The 17,477-nt window shown below is 73.3% G+C and carries 16 protein-coding genes; 12 read left to right on the top strand and 4 right to left on the bottom strand.

Annotation, left to right across the window (positions count from 1 at the left end):
* Positions 1–298 precede the first annotated feature (298 nt).
* From RND61_RS23350 to RND61_RS23295, 12 genes are all read left to right on the top strand, one after another.
* Positions 299–1,849 (top strand): tryptophan halogenase family protein, encoded by a 1,551-nt coding sequence (locus RND61_RS23350; protein ID WP_315880019.1) that lies wholly within the window; start codon positions 299–301, stop codon positions 1,847–1,849.
* Positions 1,850–2,312: 463 nt separating this feature from the next.
* Positions 2,313–2,771, top strand: coding sequence for a flavin reductase family protein (locus RND61_RS23345; protein ID WP_315880018.1), 459 nt, complete (start codon positions 2,313–2,315; stop codon positions 2,769–2,771).
* A 151-nt stretch (positions 2,772–2,922) separates the two neighbouring features.
* Entirely contained in the window at positions 2,923–3,252 is a 330-nt protein-coding gene (locus RND61_RS23340) for an ArsR/SmtB family transcription factor (RefSeq protein WP_315880017.1), read from the top strand.
* Entirely contained in the window at positions 3,249–3,482 is a 234-nt protein-coding gene (locus RND61_RS23335) for a hypothetical protein (protein WP_315880016.1), read from the top strand. Before RND61_RS23340 ends, RND61_RS23335 begins: the two co-directional genes overlap by 4 nt.
* 413 nt (positions 3,483–3,895) lie before the next feature.
* Positions 3,896–4,696 carry a sensor domain-containing protein gene (locus RND61_RS23330; RefSeq protein ID WP_315880015.1) on the top strand — a complete coding sequence of 267 codons (801 nt, stop codon included), beginning with the start codon at positions 3,896–3,898 and terminating at the stop codon, positions 4,694–4,696.
* Positions 4,693–5,517 (top strand): ABC transporter ATP-binding protein, encoded by an 825-nt coding sequence (locus RND61_RS23325; protein ID WP_315880014.1) that lies wholly within the window; start codon positions 4,693–4,695, stop codon positions 5,515–5,517. Before RND61_RS23330 ends, RND61_RS23325 begins: the two co-directional genes overlap by 4 nt.
* The gene (locus RND61_RS23320; protein ID WP_315880013.1) at positions 5,514–8,084 is read left to right on the top strand and encodes an ABC transporter permease; all 2,571 of its coding nucleotides are present in this window, start codon (positions 5,514–5,516) and stop codon (positions 8,082–8,084) included. The genes RND61_RS23325 and RND61_RS23320 overlap by 4 nt, the downstream gene beginning before the upstream one ends.
* A 644-nt stretch (positions 8,085–8,728) precedes the next feature.
* On the top strand, positions 8,729–9,700 hold the full coding sequence (locus tag RND61_RS23315) for a TauD/TfdA family dioxygenase (protein WP_315880012.1): 972 nt from the start codon (positions 8,729–8,731) through the stop codon (positions 9,698–9,700).
* Between the two features lie 75 nt (positions 9,701–9,775).
* Positions 9,776–11,344 carry an amino acid adenylation domain-containing protein gene (locus tag RND61_RS23310; protein ID WP_315880011.1) on the top strand — a complete coding sequence of 523 codons (1,569 nt, stop codon included), beginning with the start codon at positions 9,776–9,778 and terminating at the stop codon, positions 11,342–11,344.
* Between the two features lie 120 nt (positions 11,345–11,464).
* A complete protein-coding gene (locus tag RND61_RS23305; protein WP_315880010.1) occupies positions 11,465–11,683 on the top strand; it encodes an MbtH family protein in 219 nt (72 codons plus the stop codon).
* 13 nt (positions 11,684–11,696) lie between these two features.
* Entirely contained in the window at positions 11,697–12,635 is a 939-nt protein-coding gene (locus RND61_RS23300) for an ATP-binding cassette domain-containing protein (protein WP_315880009.1), read from the top strand.
* 70 nt (positions 12,636–12,705) lie between these two features.
* The gene (locus tag RND61_RS23295; protein WP_315880008.1) at positions 12,706–13,650 is read left to right on the top strand and encodes an ArsR/SmtB family transcription factor; all 945 of its coding nucleotides are present in this window, start codon (positions 12,706–12,708) and stop codon (positions 13,648–13,650) included.
* 398 nt (positions 13,651–14,048) lie between these two features.
* Here RND61_RS23295 and RND61_RS23290 read toward each other — a convergent pair whose 3' ends face one another.
* From RND61_RS23290 to RND61_RS23275, 4 genes are read right to left on the bottom strand one after another with little or no spacing between them, the layout of a single operon-like run.
* Positions 14,049–14,282, bottom strand: coding sequence for a hypothetical protein (locus RND61_RS23290; RefSeq protein ID WP_315880007.1), 234 nt, complete (start codon positions 14,280–14,282; stop codon positions 14,049–14,051).
* Positions 14,279–14,668: an ArsR/SmtB family transcription factor gene (locus tag RND61_RS23285; RefSeq protein WP_315880006.1), complete on the bottom strand. Its 390-nt coding sequence runs from the start codon at positions 14,666–14,668 to the stop codon at positions 14,279–14,281. The genes RND61_RS23290 and RND61_RS23285 overlap by 4 nt, the downstream gene beginning before the upstream one ends.
* A 27-nt stretch (positions 14,669–14,695) precedes the next feature.
* Positions 14,696–15,409, bottom strand: coding sequence for a 4'-phosphopantetheinyl transferase family protein (locus RND61_RS23280; protein WP_315880005.1), 714 nt, complete (start codon positions 15,407–15,409; stop codon positions 14,696–14,698).
* A gap of 7 nt (positions 15,410–15,416) precedes the next feature.
* On the bottom strand, positions 15,417–16,817 hold the full coding sequence (locus tag RND61_RS23275) for an AMP-binding protein (RefSeq protein WP_315880004.1): 1,401 nt from the start codon (positions 16,815–16,817) through the stop codon (positions 15,417–15,419).
* Positions 16,818–17,477 lie beyond the last annotated feature (660 nt).

Below are 17,477 nucleotides of genomic sequence, written 5' to 3'. Positions count from 1 at the left end.
CATAGGCGGGCGACCCGTTGCCACCCCCGGGCGGAACGTCGCTCGGACGACGCCCGCCACCATTCGCGCGGCAATGTTGCCGCTTCCCGCTGACACAGTGCTGACATCGCGACAACCACCATGGCGGCCTGCAATTTTCATCCAACGCTTAATGACCTGTCCCGCCCTTCCGCGCCTGCCTAGGGTTCTTCATCAGTGGCGCCACCCCGGGGAATACACGGACGGGCCGGTGCCATCGACGACCGGAAGTCCGGCCCTCTGGAACCGGAACTCGTGGAGCTACCGGCAGGAGTAATCAATGCTCAACAACGCAGTCATCGTGGGCGGCGGAACGGCGGGCTGGATGACGGCCTCCTACCTCAAGGCCGCGTTCGGCGACCGCATGGACATCACGCTCGTGGAATCCGGGAACATCGGCGCCGTCGGCGTCGGCGAGGCCACGTTCAGCGACATCCGCCACTTCTTCGAGTTCTTGGGACTCAAGGAGAAGGACTGGATGCCGGCGTGCAACGCCACGTACAAGCTCGCCGTCCGGTTCGAGAACTGGCGCGAGAAGGGGCACTACTTCTACCACCCCTTCGAGCAGATGCGGTCGGTCAACGGCTTCCCGCTCACCGACTGGTGGCTCAAGCAGGGCCCGACGGACCGGTTCGACAAGGACTGCTTCGTGATGGCGTCCGTCATCGACGCCGGTCTCAGCCCGCGCCACCTGGACGGCACGCTGATCGACCAGCCCTTCGACGAGGGCGCGGACGAGATGCAGGGCCTGACGATGTCCGAGCACCAGGGCAAGACGCAGTTCCCCTACGCCTACCAGTTCGAGGCCGCGCTGCTCGCCAAGTACCTGACGACGTACTCGGTCGAGCGCGGCGTCAAGCACATCGTGGACGACGTCCGCGAGGTCTCCCTGGACGACCGGGGCTGGATCACCGGGGTGCGCACGGGCGAGCACGGCGACCTCACCGGCGACCTGTTCATCGACTGCACCGGATTCCGCGGGCTGCTGCTGAACCAGGCCCTGGAGGAGCCGTTCGTCTCCTACCAGGACACCCTTCCCAATGACAGCGCGGTCGCCCTCCAGGTGCCCATGGACATGGAGCGCCGCGGCATTCTGCCGTGCACGACGGCGACCGCCCAGGACGCCGGCTGGATCTGGACGATTCCGCTGACGGGCCGCGTCGGCACCGGGTACGTGTACGCGAAGGACTACCTCTCCCCGGAAGAGGCCGAGCGCACTCTGCGGGAATTCGTCGGCCCGTCCGCCGCCGACGTCGAGGCCAATCACATCCGCATGCGCATCGGCCGCAGCCGGAATTCCTGGGTCAAGAACTGCGTGGCCATCGGCCTGTCCAGCGGATTCGTCGAGCCGCTGGAGTCGACCGGCATCTTCTTCATCCACCACGCCATCGAGCAGTTGGTGAAGAACTTCCCGTCCGCGGACTGGAATTCCATGCACCGCGATCTGTACAACAGCGCCGTCTCCCACGTCATGGACGGCGTACGGGAATTCCTGGTGCTGCACTACGTGGCGGCCAAGCGGAACGACACGCAGTACTGGCGTGACACCAAGACCCGGAAGATCCCCGATTCCCTGGCCGAGCGCATCGAGAAGTGGAAGGTGCAGCTCCCCGACTCGGAGACGGTCTACCCGTACTACCACGGACTGCCGCCGTACTCGTACATGTGCGTCCTCCTCGGCATGGGCGGCATCGACCTCAAGCCGTCGCCCGCGTTGGCCCTGACCGACGGCGTCGCCGCACAGCTGGAGTTCGAGCAGATCCGGAAGAAGACGCAGCGGCTGACCGAGGTGCTGCCCAAGGCCTACGACTACTTCACGCGGCTGCGCTGACCGACGTCGGCCGCGCCGAGCCGATCATGGTGGCCGTGGTGCCCGGCCGCGCCGGCGGGGCGGTCGACGGTTGTGCCGGCGCCCGCCCCGACGGCCTGCCGCGCGGGACCACGGGACCGGACCGGCATGCCGGTGGACGCCCGGGGCCCGACCGAGCTCATCGTGCTCCGGGCGGGACCGGGCGCGGGCATCCCGTCCGCGCCCCTGGTGCCGGCGCCGGTGGCGTCGGCCCCGGTGACGACCTCCATGACCGGCCCGCCACTGAACCGAACCGGGCTCGACCGCCGTGACGAAGGCCGCGTACTGCACCACACGGAGCGCCTCACCGGCACCACCGCTCCGACCGCGACAAGCTTCCCGTAGAGACAGAAAGCGGTACGTGATGACCGACCCCGCGACACGGACCTCGACCCCCACTGCCCCGCCGGTGTCCGCTCCGGCCACCCCCGACGGGTTCCGCGCCATGATGAGCGGATTCCCCACCGGTGTCTGCGTGGTGACCACCACCGACCACGAGGGTGCGCCGCGCGGGATGACGTGCTCCTCGGTGTGCAGCGTGTCGCTCGATCCGCCGACGCTGCTGGTCTGCCTCCGCGACGGCAGCCCCACGCTGGAGGCGGTCGTGAAGAGCGGCACGTTCGCGGTCAACCTCCTGCACGAGGGCGCCCGGGAGGCCGCCGAACTCTTCGCCTCGGGCAACCCGCACCGCTTCGACCTCCTCCCCTGGGAGCAGACCCCGGACATGGCGGGCCCCCACCTGTCCAGGGACGCGCACACCGTCGCGGACTGCGACGTCGTCCTGACCCGGAAGATCGGCAGCCACGTCACCGTGTTCGGCACCGCGCGCCACATCGTCGAGCGGCACGGCCACCCCCCGCTCCTGTACGGGCTGCGGCAGTTCCGTTCCTGGTCCGCCATGTGACGGTCCGTCGCACACCAGGCCCGGTTCCCCTCCCGGGGGCCGGGCCTTCGCGCTGCCCGGACAGGAGAAGGTCCAGCATGACCTTTGACAGTCCCTCAAGGCACGTGTAAGTCTTAACTTACATACTTCCGGCAGTGAGAGGGCGTGGACCGTGACGAGCGAGGAGCTGCTGACCGTGCTCGCCGCCGTGGGCCACGCACAACGCCTCCGGGTCATCGCGGAGGTCGCCGGGGGGCGGACGTACGTGAGCGAGCTGGCCCGCCGCCTGGGGATTTCCCGACCGCTGCTGTACATGCACCTGGAACGGCTGGAGAAGGCCGGTCTGGTGGTCGGCAGCCTGGAGTTGTCGAAGAGCGGCAAGGCGCTGAAGTACTTCGAACTGGCGCCGTTCGACCTGCGCGTGAACGCCGAGACGATAACCGCGGCCGTGGCGGCGGACGCGGAAGGCACAGACAGTGACGTGAAGGGAAATCCCACATGACCGGCGCCGTCATCACGATCGCCATCATCCTGATCATTGCCGGTGGCAGCACCTTCGGTGTGGTCGCCTACTTCCGGCTCCAGCGGCACCGCGCCGACGCCGTCGCCATGGCCTCCTACCGCAAGCTCGCCGAGGACGCGAGCGCCGGGCACGAGGCCCTCCACCGGCAGTTGGGCGCGCTCGACGACCGCCTCAAGTCGATCGAGACCCTGCTGCGGAGCGTGGGATGACGCCGTCCGAAGCACCGCCGCCCGGCGCCGTCCCCCGCACTCCGCCCGGTCCCCTGCCCGGCACCGCGCCGGAAGCCCGGCCGGCCGCGCCGTGGACGCCCCCGAGAACCGCCTGCGGTGCCGCGTCGGACGCTCCGTTCGAGGCAGCGCCGGGGGCTCCGCACGGTTCCCCGGCCGGCGCCGCGCCGGGAGCCCCGTTCGAAGCCGCGCCCGCCCACCCGCCGGGTGCCGCGCCGGGGGCCCCGGTGGCCGCCGCCAAAGACCCGTTCGGGCCCGCGCCGGGAACGCTCCCCGGGCCCGCCCCGGGCGGGCCGTCCGCCCCGCCGGCGACCGCGGGCCCGTCCGGGAGTTCCGCCCCGGACCCGACCCGCGGTCCGGGCCCGCACCGGGGCGGGGCCGCGTCCGCGCCGCCCGTGACGGCCTTCAGGGCCTCGCTGCTGCCCGCGCGCCGGACGCCCCGGCAGGACAACCCGCTGCGCATGTTGGTGTCCGCCGCCCCGTGGCGGGCGACCGCGTACCTCGCCGGGTACGTCGTGGCCGGCAGCGCGTTCTTCGCGGTGGCGACCGCCGCCGTCCTCGTCGGCGTCGTCTTCAGCCAGCTCACCGTGACGGTGGCGCTCACCATCGGCTCGGTGTGGGTGGTCCGGTGCTGCGCCCAGGTCGAGCGCGGCCGGGCCGCGCTGGTCGACGCGCCGATCCCATACGCCTATCAGGAGGTCACGGAACCGGGGCTCGTCGGACACCTGAAGGCCCGCTGCACCGACCCCGCCTTCTACCGCGACTGCTGCTACCTGATCCTCCTCCACCCGTTCCTGCTGCTCCTCGACGCGCTCGCGCTGGCGGTCTGGCTGACCCTGCTCGCCGGGGTCTCGCTGCCCCTGTGGTTCTGGGCCGTCGACTCCCGGCAGGCGGACGGGAGTTTCGCGGACGGGGTGCGGATCGGCCGTTCGGACGGCACAGGCCCCGGGATCTGGATCGACACGTGGCCGGCCGCGCTGACCGCCTCGGCCGTCTTCCTCGCCCTGGCCGCGTACGCCTCGTACGCCGTGGTGGCGGCCGCCCGGCTCCACCTGACCGTCGCCCACACCCTGCTGCGCCCCCCGCCGGACCCGCTCGCCGAGGCCAAGCGGGTGCTCGCCGCGCCCGGCCCGCTCCGCCCCACCCCAACACGTCCGGTCGCCGGGCCCACCACACACGAAGGACACCGCCCATGAACGGGACACCGAGCCCGCACGGTCACGGAGGACACGGCGGCCACGAGGTCGTCGCGCTCGACTCCGTGCGCAAGGTCTACGGCGGCGCGAAGAACCGGGTGGCCGCCCTCGACGGCGTGACCGTCGGCTTGACGCGCGGCAGCTTCACGGCGGTCATGGGCCCGTCCGGTTCCGGCAAGAGCACCTTCCTGCACTGCGCGGCCGGGCTGGACCGGCCCACGTCGGGGACCGTGCTGCTCGACGGCGTGGACCTCTCCCCGCTGGGCGAGAAGGAACTGACCAAGCTCCGCCGGGAGCGCATCGGCTTCATCTTCCAGGCGTTCAACCTGCTCCCCGCGTTGAACGTCGTCGACAACGTCACCCTCCCGCTGCGCCTCGCCGGCCGCCGGGCCAAGCGGGCCGAGGTCGACGAGGTCATCGACCGCGTCGGCCTGTCGGACCGGCGGGGCAACCGTCCCGGTGAACTCTCCGGCGGCCAGCAGCAGCGCGTCGCCATCGCACGGGCACTGATCACCAAGCCCGCCGTCGTCTTCGCCGACGAGCCGACCGGCGCCCTGGACACGTACACCGCGCGCGAGGTGCTCACGCTGTTGCGCGAGGCCGTCCAGCGGGCCGGGCAGACCATCGTGATGGTCACCCACGACCCGGTGGCCGCCGCGCACGCGGACCGCGTCCTGTTCCTGGCCGACGGACGGATCGTCAGTTCCCTGGACCGGGCGACCGCCGACCAGGTCGCCGAGCGGATGACCCACCTCGGGGCCTGGGGCAACGAGCACGCCGCCGCCCACGGCGCCCCCCACGGCCGGGGAGCACGCCGATGATCGGGCTCGCGCTCAAGACCCTGCGGTTCCACAAGGGCGGCCTCATCGCGACGTTCATCGCGCTGTTCTTCGGCGCCGCGATCGTCGTGGGATGCGGCGGCCTCTTCGAGACGGGCCTGCACAAGGCCGCCCCGCCCGAGCGCCTCGCCGCCGCGCAGGTCGTCGTCACCGGCGACCAGCGCTACCCCGGCACCCGGCGCGACGTCTTCCCCGAACGCATCCGCGTCGACACCGCGCTGATGGAGCGGATCGAGGCGGTGCCGGGCGTGACCGGCACCGCCGCGGACGTCTCGTTCCCGGCCGCCGTACTGGACGACCGGCAGGGCGGCGCCCCGCTGACCGGCCACGGCTGGTCGTCCGCCGCACTGGCCCCGTACCACGTCGAGCAGGGCGAGGCGCCGTCGGCGGCGGGCGAGGTCGCCCTGGACGCACGGTTCGCCCGGCAGAACGGCGTACGCGTCGGGCAGGAACTGCGCCTGGCGCTGCGCGGCACGCCCGGCACCCACCGCGTCACCGCGCTGGTCTCCGGCCCCGGTTCCCTCGACCCGGCGACGGTGTTCCTGACCGACACCGAGGCGGCCGAGGCCACCGGGCGGCCCGGCCGGGCGGACGCGATCGGCGTGTTCACCGCGCCGGGCACGGCCCTCGGACCGGTCCAGCAGGCGATCGAGGAGGTGGTGGGGGACGGACCGGCACAGGTGCTGTCCGGGGACGAGCGCGGCTGGGCGGAGAACCCCGACGTCATCGCCGAGGGCGGCAAACTCGTCACCTTGGCCTCCGTGTTCGGCGGCCTGTCCGCCGCGGTCACCGTCTTCGTCGTCGCCAGCACGGTCGGCCTGTCGCTGAACCAGCGGCAGCGGGAGTCGGCGCTGCTGCGGGCGATCGGCGCCACCCCCGCCCAACTGCGGCGGATGGTGCTGGGTGAGACGCTGTTCATCGCCGTGTTCGCCACCGCGCTCGCGTGCTTCCCCGGCCCGGTGATCGGCCGGTGGCTGCTGGACGCCTTCGCCCGTGGCGGAGTCGTCCCCGAGACGATCGCCTTCCGCGCGGGCTTCGTCCCCATGGCCGTCGGCGTCGCCACCGCGCTGCTCACGGCGCTCGGCGCGGCGTTCCTCGGCGCACGGGTCGCGACCCGCACCCGACCGACCGAGGCGCTGGCCGAAGCCTCCCTCCAGCAACGCTGGTTCAGCAGGTCCCGGCTGGTCTTCGCGCTGCTCTTCCTCGGTGGCGGCACCGCGCTCGCCCTGGTCACCGCGAACATCGCCGGCCCGTCGGCGGGCAGCACGGCGATCCCGGCGACGATGCTGTGGACGGCCGGTTTCGGCCTGCTCGGCCCGGGCCTCGCCAAGGTGATCACCGCGGCGCTGCGAGGGCCGCTGAGCGCCGTCACGGGCCTCGCCGGCTGGCTCGCCTCGCTCAACGCCAAGGCCCGTACGAGCCGTTTCACCGGTGCGGTGATGCCCGTCATGCTCGCCAGCGGTCTGGCCATGGCGCTGATCTACCTCCAGACCACCCAGTCCAGCGGCGCGGAGCGGGCGTTCCGGGAGAACCTGCGGGCCGACCTGGTCGTCACCTCCGTCAGCGGCGGCCTGCCGCTGGACCTGGTCGGGACCGTCGCCCGCCAGCCCGGCGTCGAAGCCGCGTCCGCCCAGGTCTCCACCATCGGCTACATCGACCCGCCCGCCCCCGCGAAGCCGGCGCCCGGCAGCGGGGACGAGGACGACGAGCCCGACGAGCCGGAGCCCACCGAGGTGCCGATGCTGGGCGTCACCCCGGACGGCCTGGACCGGACCACCGCGTTCCGTGCCTCCAGCGGCAGCCTGGCGGAGCTGACCGGCGACACCGTCGCCCTGCCGACGGCGTTCGCCGAGGCGTCCGGGCACGAGCTGGGCGACGAGGTGCCGATGCGGCTGGGCGACGGCACCCGCACCGAACTGACCCTGGTGGCCACGCTCGACGGCCGGCGCGGGTACGAGACCGCACTGCTGCCCGCCGCCGTCCTGGTGCCGCACACCGACTCCGGTCTTCTGCCGCAGATCATGGTGAAGGCCGAGCCGGGAGCGGACCGGGCCGAGCTCGCCGGGACGCTGTCCGCGCTGGCGGCCGACCACCCCGGCCTCCGGGTCGCCGACCGTGCGGCGTTGACGGTCGTCCAGGCGGAGGCGGACGAGACGCAGACGTGGATGTCGTACCTGCTGCTCGGCATGGTCGTGGGGTACGCGACGATCGCCCTGGTGAACACCCAGGTCATCGCCACGACCGAGCGGCGGCGGGAGTTCATGCTCCAGCGGCTGATCGGCTCCACGCGCCGCCAGGTGATGCAGATGATGGCGGTCGAGGCGTTCCTCGTGGCCGTCGCCGGCATCGTCCTCGGCGTGGTGGTCGCGGCGCTCACGCTCGTACCGCTGAGCATCAGCGTGCTGGGCTCCCCGGTCCCGGACGGCTCCCCGTGGATCTTCGTCGCGGTGGCCGGTGCCGCTCTGGGCCTGACCCTCGCCACCACGCTGCTGTCGGCGAGGCTGGTCCTGCGCGGCAAGCCCGGCGAGATGGCGGGCGTGCGCGAGTAGCGGACGCCGGGCGGGAGAAGGCCCCGGTGTGCTGCCGGACACCGCCGCCGGTGGGGGGCCTCGCACGACGTCGGCCTCCACGGCCCGGTGTGGTCGTGGAGGCCGACGTCGTCGTGGGGAGGGGGTGCGGGGCATCCGCGGACCCGTTCCCGCCACGGACCGAACCCGCCGGACCGCCGGGGCGGCTGCCGTGGGCGCCGGTGTCGCGGCTCGTCCGCGGCACGGCTCCTCCGGGCCCGTCCACCCGGGCCCGTCCACCCGGGCCCGTCCACCCGGGTCCGGCCGCCTCGGGAACGGGCCCGGGGGCCCTCCCCCTCGCCGTCAACCCCCGTGGGAACGCCCCCGCACGGCCCCGTCCCGTGCCGCCGGCCGCCTGCGGGCCGCGCCGGACCCTGGCGCGAAATCCCAGGTGACCTGCGATTTTCGCCCCGAACTTAAGAGTGTCGCCGGGTCACACCCGGCTTCCTAGACTCGTGTCATTCCCATTGGGCACGCCACCAAGCCAGTTGACGCACGACCAGAAGCCGAACACGTCCCATGGTGCCGCCGCGCTTCCGGCGGTGTCACTCCGTCGGGCAGACCGAAGCGGCCTCGGACGAGGCGCGGCCGGTGCCTGCGACCACGAGAGGAAGGGATGGTCGGGAATGTTCGGTCCTGGCGTCTCATTCAACGACGAGATCTATCCGCCCCTGCTCCGGTGCGAGACACCGGGCCTCGACGCGGTGGAGTGGGCGGCACGGCACCGCCCGGCCATCGACGGTCTGCTCCTCACCCACGGCGCGGTCGTCCTGCGCGGCTTCGGCATCGCGGACGCCGACGCGTTCGAGGCGGTGGCCTCCTCCCTGGTGGACGCCCTGTACGGCGATTACGGGGACCTGCCGCACGAGAAGGACGCCGAACGGGTCTACAAGTCGACGCCGTACCCGGCCCAGCAGTCGATCCTGTTCCACCACGAGAGCTCCCACATGCCGCAGTGGCCCAGCCGCCAGTTCTTCTGCTGCGTACAGCCGTCGGACCGGGGCGGTGCGACGCCGATCGTCGACGGGCGCAGGGTGTGGGAGGCGCTCCCGGACGAGTTGCGCGACCGTTTCCAGGCGCTCGGCATCCGCTATGTGCGCAACTTCATCCCCGGGCTCGACGTCGGCTGGGAGCAGATGTTCGGTACCGGCGACCGCGACGAGGTGGAGGAGCGCTGCCGCGCCCAGGGCGTGGAGTGCGAGTGGCTGCCCGACGGCGTCCTGCGGACGGTGCAGAACGCGCCGGCCGTCGTCCAGCACCCCGACACGGGTGAGCAGGTCTTCTTCAACCAGCTCTTCCTGCACCACACGGCCTGCCTGGAGCCGTCCGTCCGGGAGGTCATGAGGTCGCTGTTCGGCGACGACGAGACCGCCTACCCCCGCAGCGCGTCCTTCGGCGACGGCTCCCCGATCGACGGCGCCACCATCAGCCTGCTGCGTTCGCTCTACGACTCCCTGGCACGGCGGTTCCCCTGGGAGCGGGGTGACGTGGCGGTCATCGACAACATGCTCGTCTCGCACGGCCGGGACCCCTTCGAGGGCGAACGGAAGATCATCGTGGCCATGGGCGACATGGTCAGCCGTGCCGCACTGAGCTGACCCGCCGTCCCGCCCCGCCGGGCGCGGGCGCCCACACCCGGCCCCGACAGCCGACAGCCGACAACAGGAGCAGCGATGACCTCGTCAGTGGCGCACCCCGGCATGCTCTCCGGTGAGGTGCGCGACATCGAAACGGACTCGGTGGTACGACTCGTACGGGCGCACGCGCACGTGCGGCCGGACGCCGTGGCCGTCCGGTCCGGTGACACGTCCTGGACGTACCGGCGGCTGTGGCACCGCGCCCTCGTCGTGGCCGCCGTGCTGCGGGAGGCCGGGGTGGGCCCCGGCGACCGGGTGGCCGTGTGGGCCGACCGGACCGCCGGGGTGATCGCCGCCGCGCTCGGCGTCATGTCCCTCCGCGCCGCCTACGTGCCCCTAGATCCGACCCACCCCGCCGAACGCGTCGGCACGGTGCTCGCCGGCGCCCGGCCGACCGCCCTCGTCCACGACGGCCCGGTGGCCACGGACCGGCTGCCCGCCCTCGACGTACCCGTCATCGACGTGGCGGAGCTCGCGGACGTCCGCACCCCGCCGGAGCACGAGCTGCCGCGCGGCGAGGACATCGCGTACGTCGTGTTCACCTCCGGCTCGACCGGCACGCCCAAGGGCGTCATGGTCCCGCACGCGTCGCTCGCCAACTACGCGGCCTGGTGCGGGTCGCTCGTCGGGGCGGGCGGGAGCGGCAGCCCGCTGTTCGCCAGCCTCGGCTACGACCTGGCCATGACGTCCCTGTGGGTGCCGCTCGCCGGGGGCGCGCGGGTGGTGACCGTGCCCGGGCTGTGGGACCAGGCCACGCTGTTCGGCGCCGGGGCGGACCCGTACACCTTCATCAAGCTCACCCCCTCCCACGCCCGGTTCTTCGAGGCCCTCGCCGAGCCGCCCCGCTACGACCGGACGACCCGGCTGCTGATGTTCGGGGGCGAGGCGCTCGACCCGGCGCTCATCACCGCGCTGGGCTCCCGGCTCGACGGCGTGCGGCTCGTCAACCACTACGGCCCGACCGAGACGACGATCGGCTGCTGCGCCCACCGCTTCGACAACACCGCCCTGCCCGGTACGCCGACCGTGCCCATCGGCACACCCGCCTGGAACACCCGCGCCTACGTGGTGGACGAGCAGCTACGGCCCCTGCCACCCGGCCGGCCCGGCGAACTGGTGATCGCCGGGCGCGCCGTCGCCGCCGGATACCTGGGCGGCACGGGCGCCGGTGACCGATTCGTCGACGAGCGGGAACTGGGCGGCGCGCCGGGCCCGGCGTACCGCACCGGCGACATGGCCGAGCTGCTCCCCGAGCGGCTCCTGCTCCACCTCGGGCGCCGGGACGACCAGTGGAAGGTCAACGGCTACCGCGTCGAGCTGGGCGAGCTGCGCCATCACGTGCTGGCCGTGCCCGGCGTCGCCGACGCGGCCTTCGACGTCGTGCGGGGCCCCGTGGACGGCCTGGAGCTGTTCGTCCGCGCCACGGACCCGGCACGCACCGACGGCGAGGCGCTCGCCGGGACGCTGCGCAGGGCGCTCTCCGGGGCACTGCCCTCGGGCCTGGTCCCCCACGAGGTGCACGTCGTCCGGGAGATCGTCTTCAACTCCAACGGCAAGTGCGACGTCGCTGCCACGCGGCGGCAGTCGAAGCGCCCGGCCCGATAGCGGGGGCACCGCGCATCAGAGGACGGTCAGTGACGTGTCAGTGGAATCCGACAGCATGGCCATGCGTCGGACACACGGCGCGCACGACATACGACTCGGATACGGGAGTGAGTGGGCGACGTGTCGAACCCCTTTGACGACCAGGACGGAACGTTTCTCGTACTCGTGAACGGCGAGGGCCAGCACTCCTTGTGGCCGGCCTTCGCCCAGCGGCCGGACGGCTGGACGGTCGCCCTCGACGAGGGCCCGCGCGACGCGGCGCTCGCGTACGTCGAGGAGAACTGGACGGACATGCGCCCCCTGAGCCTGCGCGAGTCCAGTGCGCCGCAGGCGTCCTGAAGGACCCCGAACCGTGGACATGGCGATTCAGGCGGAGGGGCTGCGCAAGGGGTACGGGCGGACCCAGGCGCTGCGCGGGGTCGACCTCGCGGTGCCGGCCGGTACGGTGCTGGGTCTGCTCGGGCCGAACGGCGCCGGCAAGACCACCACGGTACGCACGCTGGCGACCCTGCTCGTCCCGGACGGCGGTCGCGCCGAGGTCGCCGGGTACGACGTGGTGCGCCGGCCCCGCGAGGTGCGCCGACGGATCGGCCTGGCAGGCCAGTACGCGGCCGTGGACGAACTCCTCACCGGGCGCGAGAACCTGGTGCTGATCGGCACGCTCCTGCACCTGGGCAGGCGGGCCGCGCGGGAGCGGGCGGCGGAGCTGCTCAACCGGTTCGACCTGACGGGCGCGGGCGACCGCCCGGCCCGCACCTACTCGGGCGGCATGCGGCGGCGCCTGGACCTGGCGGCCTGCCTGGTCGCGCGGCCCTCGGTGCTCTTCCTCGACGAGCCCACCACGGGTCTGGACCCGGTGAGCCGGATGGGCCTGTGGTCGGCGGTGCGGGAGCTCGTCTCCGACGGCGTCACCGTCCTGCTGACCACCCAGTACCTGGAGGAGGCCGACTACCTCGCCGACCGGATCGTGGTCGTGGACGCGGGCCGGGTGATCGCCGACGGCACGCCCAACGAGCTCAAGCGCAAGGTCGGCGAGGAGCGCCTGGAAATCGTTGTCACGCATCCGGACCGGGTGGCGGCGGCGGTGTCGGCGCTGCGCCGGGCGACCGCCACCGAGCCGGTGGTGGACCGCGACAAGGGCATCGTCTCCATCGCCGTCGGCGACGGCATGGACGGCATCGCCACGGCGGCCGCCGCGCTGCGCCGGGAGAAGGTGGAGGTCGCCGACTTCGCACTGCGGCGGCCGACCCTCGACGACGTCTTCGTCTCCCTGACCGGCTGCTCCGCCTGAACGTCTCTCCGCGTCTTCTCCTCATCTTTTTCTCTTCCCCCGCCTGTCCGCGGGGACTACGGGGGCCACCATGCAGAGAATCCACTTCGGCGCCGCCGACTTCGCCAGAACCCGGTTGCGGCCCACCGTGGGGCCGCTCGTGGAGACGGCCTTCGCGGCCGGCCTCCTCAGCCGCAGCGTCGGCGCGCCCTACGCGCGGTGGCGCAGCCAGGTCGCCAAACGGCTGCCCGGGTGGTCGTCGCCACCCGCGCACGGCGGTGGCACCCTGGACCCGGAGCTGCTCGTCGCACACGCCGAGCGGTACGGCGACGACCCGGGCGCGGCGGACCGGCACACCGGGTTGCCGGAGGTCTGGCGCGCGGCGGTGGCCCCGTACTGGGACCAACTGCGCGCCTACCTGGAGGCCGAGTGCGAGGCGCGCGGCAGGATCGTCATGGCGGGGGGAGTGGAGCAGCTCCTGGCCACGCTGCACCCCCGGACGATCTGGCGCGCCCCCGTCCTGGAGATACCGGGCGGGCCCGACGAGGACGTCCACCTCGACGGGCGGGGACTGGTCCTCACCCCGTCGGTGTTCCTCAACCACCGGCCCGGCCGGCTCATGGCGGCCACGGCGGAGAACGGCCAGGCGGTGCTGGCGTTCGCCGCGCCGCCCGACCCCGCTCGTGCCGCCGCGCTGTGGGAGGAGCCCGACGGCCGGGCGCAGTCGCTCGGCGCCCTGGTCGGCCAGACCCGGGCCGCCGCGCTGCGCGTGCTGCGGGCCACCTGCACCACCAGTCAACTCGCCGACCGGCTCGGCATCTCCGCGGCCGGCGCCAGCCAGCACACGGCAGTGCTGCGCGAGACCGGCCTGATCACCACGCGCCGCATCCGCAACACGGTGCTGCACACGGTGACCCCGCTGGGCGTGGCCCTGCTGGACGGCCGGGTCGTCCGGACGCTCCCGCCCCAGAACGTCGTCCGCCGGCGGGGCCGGCCGGCCCTGGAGGCCGCCCCCGGGCAGCGACGCGCCTCGTGACCGCGCACACCCCACCGGCGAGGACTCCGGGTGCGGGCGGCGGGCGCGGTCACCCGACGCGACGTCCCCGATGACGGAGTCGATCGACCGGCAAGGGCTCCGTGTGCGGGCGGCGGGCGCGGTCGCCCGGTCCGGGACCCCGCGCCTCCTCCGCCCTGTCGATCGTTCGGTGACCCCGCCCGGCGATCCGCGCGCTCACAGCGGGCCGCGGCTCGTGGACCGTGCCGCGGAACGCCCTGCGCCCGGTGCCGGGCACGACGACGCCGCCCGGCGGGCACGCGATCCGGCCGTCGTACGACAGCCCCTGGCGCGCCCCGCCGGAGCACCCCGCCCCTCCCGCCGACAGCGCGCCAGGGATCAACGGACCCGCAACCCCCGCGCCCAGGTCGGGGAACGGGCTAGTCGACGCTGCGGAGCAGCGCTTCGACGGCCTTGACGCGGTCACCGAGCTCGGCGAGCTGGCTGCGCAGGGACTCCTGCTGGGCGACCGCTTCCTCGGCGAGCTTGCGGTACGAGGCCATCGCCACGGCGTCGGCACGGTGGCGCTGCAGTCTGAAGTACGCGACCACGCTCGCTGTGATGCCGCCGACGACGATCAGGACGACGGCGACGGCGATGACGGCCCCGGTCATGTGCGTTTCCCCTTCACGTCTTTCAGGTTCTTCCGGTCTTCCGGGCCCTTCGCGCCCGCCCGCTCCGGGGCGGCACCCGCGTCCACCGCCCGGGCGTCGTCGGCCCGTACGGCCGCGAGGATCGTATCGACATTCACGTGCAGGTCGAACGGGGCCAGCTCGAAGTACTTCAGCGCCTTGCCGTCGTCGGACAGCTCCAGGTTGCCCACGACCAGACCGGCCTTCTCCAGCCGTTCCAGGTGCATGTACAGCAGGGGGCGGGACATCCCGAGGCGGCGGGCCAGCTCGCTGACGTACATCCGTCCCTCGGCGAGCTCCGCGATGACCCGCAGGCGCTGTGCGTGGCCGACGGCAGCGAGAACAGCCAGAAGCTCCTCGCTGGTCATGGCCCACCTCTGACTTCCCGGGAAACTTTACGAGGAGACTTTCCCACGACCTGCACCGATGTCAAACGACGGCAGGGCCACCGCGGCGGCGGCCACCCCGTGGCCGACGACCCACCGTCCGGTCAGCCCTCCGCGGGAAAACGAAGGCTCGTCCACCGGCTCCCGCCCGGCCGCCCCGCCCCCCACGACCCGGGCCCGGAACACGTCGGTACGGGGCTCGAAGACGACGTCCACGTCGTGGAAGCCCAACCGCACGCGGGTGAGCGGGAACCACGCCTTGTACACGGCTTCCTTGGCGCAGAACAGCAGCCGGTCCCAGCACACCGCCGCGCCGGCGCGTTCGAGCCCCGCCAGCCGGGCGCGTTCGCCGGGGCGGGCCACGCTCGCCAGTACCCCCTCCCGCAGCGGCCGGTGCGGTTCGGCGTCCACCCCGACGGCCCGCGCGGCGGTACGCGGGGCCACGGCAGCGGCGCGGTAGCCGCCCCGGCAGTGCGTCATGCTGCCGACCACCCCGTCCGGCCACCGGGGGGCGCCGTCGGCGTCGGGCAGGAGCGGTACCGGCGGCCGGCCCAGTTCGGCGAGGGCGAGCCGGGCGCAGTGCCGTACGGTCGTGAACTCGCGCCGGCGCCCTTCCGCGGCGCCTGCCACGACGGCCCGTTCCTCGGGGAGGAGCCGGGCGCCCGGAGGGTCGGAGAACGCCTCGACCGCGACGACGTACGGTGGCAGGATCCGCTCGATCACGCCGGGGTCAGCCCGTCACGAACAGCTCGCCGCCGTCGAAGAAGCCCAGGTCCCCGGTACGGCTGACGGCGCCCCCCGGCGCGTCCACCCAGATCTCGCCGACGACCCGCTCCGGGACCGCCCGGCGCGACGCCGGGTCGACGACCCGCACACCGACGCCCGGCAACGGCGTTCCCCGGCCGACCAGTTCGACCCCGCCGCGATCGGCCCGGGACACCGGCACCGCCTCCCCCCGGGTGAGGGAGGCGCGGTCGTAGTGCCCGGCCACCGTCGGGTGGAGCGGCCGTGCCAGCGTGGCCCCGAGGGCTCCCCCGCCGGTGCCGTAGCCCGCGGCGAACACCTCCTCGCGGAAGAAACCGGGCCGGAACGCGTCGGCGAACCGGTGCAGCGTCCGGGCCCTGACCGGCCGCCCACCCCCGGCCCCGACGGCGGCCACCCGCCACGTCGACAGGTCGATGCGCATCCGCTCGGCCGCCGGGACGCGCCTGACGCACAGCTCGTACGCGGCGTCCGGCGCCGCGGCGAAGACGTCCTCCTCCGCCTCGATGGCGCGTAGCCACACGCGCGGGTCCCGCACGAACGCGGCGGGCTCCAGGGTCACGGCGGTCGCCCCCGACACGAGCGGAAGGACGAGCGCCGTGGCCAGTCCCGTGCCGTGCCAGAGGGGCAGCCAGCTCACGACGGTCGTGCCGGGGTCGACGTCGCACCGGTCGCGCACCGCCGCCTGGCCGGCCACCAGCGCACCGTGGCCGACGACGACACCGGCCGGCCCCCGCCGGCCGGTCCGGGCGGCGTACTGGAGCAGCGCCGGGGCCGCGGGGCCCGGGGCCAAGGGGTCCGGGGCCAGGGCGTCCGGGGCCACGGAGCTTGGGGCCAGGGGGCCCGGGGCTGCGGGGTCCGGGGCCAGGGGGCCCGGGGCCACGGGGCCACCGCGCCAGTGGCGGGACGCGCGCGCCTGCCCCCGCACGGCGACCCGGGGCACGCCCGGCACGGGTCCCGGAGTTGTGGCATCCGGCACCAGTACCGCACCGGGACGGCAGTCCCGGGCGATGGCGGCGACAACCGGTCCGGTCGCGTCCGCCACCGGCACGGCGACCATCCCGGCGTACAGGCAGCCGAAGAACGCGACGTGGAAGTCCAGGCCCGGCATCGGCGGGACGATCACCCGGTCACCGGGCCGTCCGGTCCGACGCAGGGCTGCCGCGACCGCACGGGCACGTGCGTCGAGCTCGGCCGGCGTGAGGTGTGCCATCCGTTCGCCCGCCGCCCCCAGGGCGGTGAACAGGGGCCGGTCGGCATCCGGGCCCGTGGCGCGGTCGCGCATCATGTCCACGACCGTCCGGGCCGGTGGCGGGGCGGCCACCAGGAGGTCCTCGACGACGCTCTCTTTCGGCGGTGCGCTGCTCATCGGTTCGTCCCCCTGTCCAGCCACTCGTCCCACCGTCATGCTGCCGGGTCGCGCTGACGTGTCACTGACAGCGATCCGAACCGTTGCCCACCAAACCCGGCACGGCCGTGTCCCCCTGCCCAGTCCCCTCTGCCCACTGGCTTTTGGCGTCTCAAACCCTCCAGGCCTGATCACCGACCGCGCACCGCCATGCTCGACCTGCGCCCCTGGTACCTGTTCCGAACCCTCCAGGGTTGATCACCGACTCGCCACCGTCCACCGCCTCGCCGCGCACGTTTCCGGGTTCCGAACCCTCCAGGGTTGATCACCGGCCCGAGGGTAAAGCCGCAGCTCACACCATGCCTCTCATGGCTTGCGCCGAGGCGAATTGCAGCGATCTGCCGGTAGTGCGACTACGCAGGTCAGCACGCTTCTGAGCACGGCCACTGGCCGTCCCCCACCTCTCATGCAACGAGCCTGTCCGGTCGGAGGCTACCGTTGTGGGCTCGCAAGAGCGGTGCATTCGCGGATGAAGCGACCAACGTACAGGTCGATCCACCCCTTATCAGCACCTTGGCTCCCCTCGTGCTCTTCGGAGACAGACCGGGCCGGGCCACGACAACGACAACAGCACCGGCACCGGCACCGGCACCGGCACCGGCACCAAAAGCGGGAGGAACC

Source organism: Streptomyces tamarix (assembly GCF_032423885.1).
In the GTDB taxonomy this organism is placed as follows: domain Bacteria; phylum Actinomycetota; class Actinomycetes; order Streptomycetales; family Streptomycetaceae; genus Streptomyces; species Streptomyces tamarix.
The sequence above is the reverse complement of the archived record's forward strand: the minus strand, read 5'-3'. Positions and strand labels throughout refer to the sequence as shown.

Excerpts from the sequence above, each read along its gene's own strand:
- RND61_RS23350 (WP_315880019.1), top strand. The coding sequence starts at position 299 with ATGCTCAACAACGCAGTCATCGTGGGCGGCGGAACGGCGGGCTGGATG.
- RND61_RS23345 (WP_315880018.1), top strand. The coding sequence starts at position 2,313 with ATGATGAGCGGATTCCCCACCGGTGTCTGCGTGGTGACCACCACCGAC.
- RND61_RS23335 (WP_315880016.1), top strand. The coding sequence starts at position 3,249 with ATGACCGGCGCCGTCATCACGATCGCCATCATCCTGATCATTGCCGGT.
- RND61_RS23325 (WP_315880014.1), top strand. The coding sequence starts at position 4,693 with ATGAACGGGACACCGAGCCCGCACGGTCACGGAGGACACGGCGGCCAC.
- RND61_RS23320 (WP_315880013.1), top strand. The coding sequence starts at position 5,514 with ATGATCGGGCTCGCGCTCAAGACCCTGCGGTTCCACAAGGGCGGCCTC.
- RND61_RS23315 (WP_315880012.1), top strand. The coding sequence starts at position 8,729 with ATGTTCGGTCCTGGCGTCTCATTCAACGACGAGATCTATCCGCCCCTG.
- RND61_RS23310 (WP_315880011.1), top strand. The coding sequence starts at position 9,776 with ATGACCTCGTCAGTGGCGCACCCCGGCATGCTCTCCGGTGAGGTGCGC.
- RND61_RS23295 (WP_315880008.1), top strand. The coding sequence starts at position 12,706 with ATGCAGAGAATCCACTTCGGCGCCGCCGACTTCGCCAGAACCCGGTTG.
- RND61_RS23290 (WP_315880007.1), bottom strand. The coding sequence starts at position 14,282 with ATGACCGGGGCCGTCATCGCCGTCGCCGTCGTCCTGATCGTCGTCGGC.
- RND61_RS23285 (WP_315880006.1), bottom strand. The coding sequence starts at position 14,668 with ATGACCAGCGAGGAGCTTCTGGCTGTTCTCGCTGCCGTCGGCCACGCA.
- RND61_RS23275 (WP_315880004.1), bottom strand. The coding sequence starts at position 16,817 with ATGAGCAGCGCACCGCCGAAAGAGAGCGTCGTCGAGGACCTCCTGGTG.